The 2,898-nt window shown below is 32.1% G+C and carries 4 protein-coding genes and 1 other RNA gene; 4 read left to right on the plus strand and 1 reads right to left on the minus strand.

Annotated features, from left to right (window positions below):
* The 3 genes from QZZ53_RS17020 to QZZ53_RS17030 all read left to right on the plus strand — a co-directional run.
* Window positions 1-299, plus strand: a 299-nt coding sequence (locus QZZ53_RS17020; RefSeq protein ID WP_296386943.1) for a DUF3822 family protein, incomplete at its 5' end; no start/stop codon positions are given.
* Window positions 299-832 carry a 16S rRNA (guanine(966)-N(2))-methyltransferase RsmD gene (gene rsmD, locus QZZ53_RS17025; RefSeq protein WP_296386945.1) on the plus strand — a complete coding sequence of 178 codons (534 nt, stop codon included), beginning with the start codon at window positions 299-301 and terminating at the stop codon, window positions 830-832. The genes QZZ53_RS17020 and rsmD, both read left to right, overlap by 1 nt.
* 227 nt (window positions 833-1,059) lie before the next feature.
* Window positions 1,060-1,824 (plus strand): hypothetical protein, encoded by a 765-nt coding sequence (locus QZZ53_RS17030; RefSeq protein WP_296386948.1) that lies wholly within the window; start codon window positions 1,060-1,062, stop codon window positions 1,822-1,824.
* A 60-nt stretch (window positions 1,825-1,884) separates the two neighbouring features.
* Here the strand turns inward: QZZ53_RS17030 and rnpB are convergent.
* Window positions 1,885-2,219: RNase P RNA component class A (rnpB, locus tag QZZ53_RS17035), an RNA gene on the minus strand.
* 100 nt (window positions 2,220-2,319) lie between these two features.
* Here rnpB and dnaX point away from each other — a divergent pair.
* Window positions 2,320-2,898 (plus strand): DNA polymerase III subunit gamma/tau (gene dnaX, locus QZZ53_RS17040; protein ID WP_296386950.1); only part of this gene is annotated, 579 nt, incomplete at its 3' end.

Below are 2,898 nucleotides of genomic sequence, written 5' to 3' on the forward strand. Positions count from 1 at the left end.
CTATAGAGTTGTTAGTTGTAGATAAGTCTAAACTTTTATTATTTAACGTTTTTGAATATAACAGCAAAGAAGACTTTATTTATTATGTTCTATTTGTGTTTGAACAATTAAAATTAGATGTAGAAACGACTCCAGTTAACCTAAGTGGGAATATTGATAAAGACGATGAAATTTACAATACCCTATATACATATGTGAGACACATAGATTTTATGCCTACAGATCACAATTTCGAAGTTTCCAACACTATAGAAAGTAACAAGTTTCATCATCATTATTTAATCTTAAATTCCTTTTAATGCGTATTATATCTGGCCTATACAAAGGCAGAAGAATAACAGCTCCAAAAAAATTACCAGTTCGACCAACTACAGATATGGCGAAAGAAGCCTTGTTCAACATATTGAATAACCAATATTATTTTGATGATATTTCGGTACTAGATTTGTTCTCTGGTACAGGAAACATTAGTTACGAATTTGCATCTAGAGGCACTGAGCAAATCACTGCAGTTGATAACCATTTTGGTTGTATTAGATTTATTAATGAAACTGCTGAAGCTTTTGAAATGTCAATTAGTACTATTAAAAGTGATGTTTTCAAGTTTTTAGAAAAATCGAAATTAAAACACACTATTATTTTTGCAGATCCACCTTATGATTTTGATGTCGAAGCGTTTTCTAAAATTCCTAACTTAGTATTTCAAAACCAATTATTAGAAGACGAAGGCTTATTAATTGTTGAGCATTCTAAACATACAGATTTAAGCCATTTAGAGTATTACTCTCACTCAAAAAGTTATGGTGGTAATATGTTTAGCTTTTTCGAGTAAATATACCTGATTTTATATTCAAGCATTTATTATCTAGTATGTCAACATTTACTTCCATTTCTTTGTAGTACAAATCCTAATTGTATTTTTTACCTACCTTATAAGTCTTCAACTCTGAGTTAACACTCTTTTATAGACCTATAACTCCCCATCTATTGTTCTGACCTTCCATGATATGGTTAATTATTAGCTATTAACAATCAGTATATTAACTTAAACCAATTATTATGAAAATTTTCAAAACAAGATTCTTAATCTTAATTACAGTGCTTTTTGCATTTAATTTAACTAATGCACAAGATGAACAACCAACAATGTTTGCTGTACACACAGACAATGTAAACTTTGATATGATGCCTAAGTACGAGCAACTTGCAAAACAATTAAAAGAGAGCTGTGAAAAATATAAAATTAAAGATGTTAGCTGGACAGCGATAAGTGTTGAAGACGGTCGCTACGTTTATGTGACTCCAATTAAAAATATGGCAGAGCTTGATGAAAATCCGATGGGAGATTTAGCTGAAAAAATGGGTAAAGAAGCTATGGGTAAAATGTTTAATGAAATGGATGATTGTTATGATTCACATAGCAATGCTGTTGTACATCTTAAACCAGAACTCTCATATAGACCAGAAGGCTATAGTACTCAAGGAAAGAATCATCGCGAATATCATTTTCTATATTATTCACCTAAAAATGCCAAAGAGATGAAAGAATCAATGGCGAAAGTAAAAGAAATGTTTAAAACTAAAGGCGTTAAAAATGGTTACGACGTTTATCATAGTGGTTTTGGAAGCGAAGAAAGCTATTATATGGTATCTATTTCTGGTGATGACGATTTATCTATTGCACAAGGTGGAAAAGAAAATGATGAACTTTTAGGCGATGATAAAGGCGCAACATTTTACAATGTTATAAAACTAACTACAAAATACGATCAGGTAGAAGCTGATGTTAGACCAGATTTAAGTTATTATCCTTCAGAAGACTAAACAATTTAGTTATTTATAAATAACAAAAACCCTTTACAAAATAGTGTAAAGGGTTTTTTATATCTAAGCAAATCTATAAGCCGAATTCTGTACATTTTCTTTTTAGGAAATGAATTCCAAAAAAGAAAAGCCCTTATCATTTATCTACGTTTACTGTTGCCAGCAAACTTTAGCTGCCTACCCTCTAACAATCGCGCGTGTACGCTCAAACGTTAGTTTACATGACATTGCACCACATAGAGTTTACCTGGTTTCACTACAGCATTACCTGTACATACTTTCTGTTGCACTTTTCCTAGCCTTACGACTGATGGCTGTTAACCACTATGATTGCACTATGGTGTTCGGACTTTCCTACCCTAAATAAATTTAGAATCGATAAGGCGATCTGCTTAGGGCAAAAGTACACAAATTGTTAATAACTCATACTAAATTTAGGCGCTATCAATGGGCTATTCATAGGTTATTCTTAAATTTGTAATTCAGTAAATTTCAATGGAACACTTCGTAGTATCGGCTCGCAAATACAGACCACAAACCTTCAAGGATGTTGTAGGTCAGCAAGCTATTACTAATACGTTACTTAATGCTATTGAAAGTAATCACTTAGCCCAAGCTTTATTATTTACAGGACCTCGTGGTGTTGGTAAAACTACTTGTGCTCGTATTCTCGCTAAAATGATTAACAGCGATGGTAATACAAGTGAAGATGAAGATTTTGCGTTTAATATTTTTGAATTGGATGCAGCTTCAAATAATTCTGTTGATGATATTAGAAGTTTAACCGATCAGGTTCGTATTCCACCACAAGTAGGAAAATACAAAGTCTATATCATTGATGAAGTACACATGTTGTCTCAAGCGGCTTTTAATGCGTTTTTAAAGACTTTAGAAGAACCGCCTAAACATTGTATTTTTATTCTTGCAACAACAGAAAAACATAAAATTATACCAACGATTTTATCACGTTGTCAGATATTCGATTTTAAAAGAATTACAGTTACAGATGCCAAAGCGTATTTAAAATTTATTGCAGAAGAGCAAGGTATTACTGCTGAGGATGATGCACTACAC

The sequence above is a fragment of the Winogradskyella sp. genome, assembly GCF_016744625.1.
In the GTDB taxonomy this organism is placed as follows: Bacteria; Bacteroidota; Bacteroidia; order Flavobacteriales; family Flavobacteriaceae; genus Winogradskyella.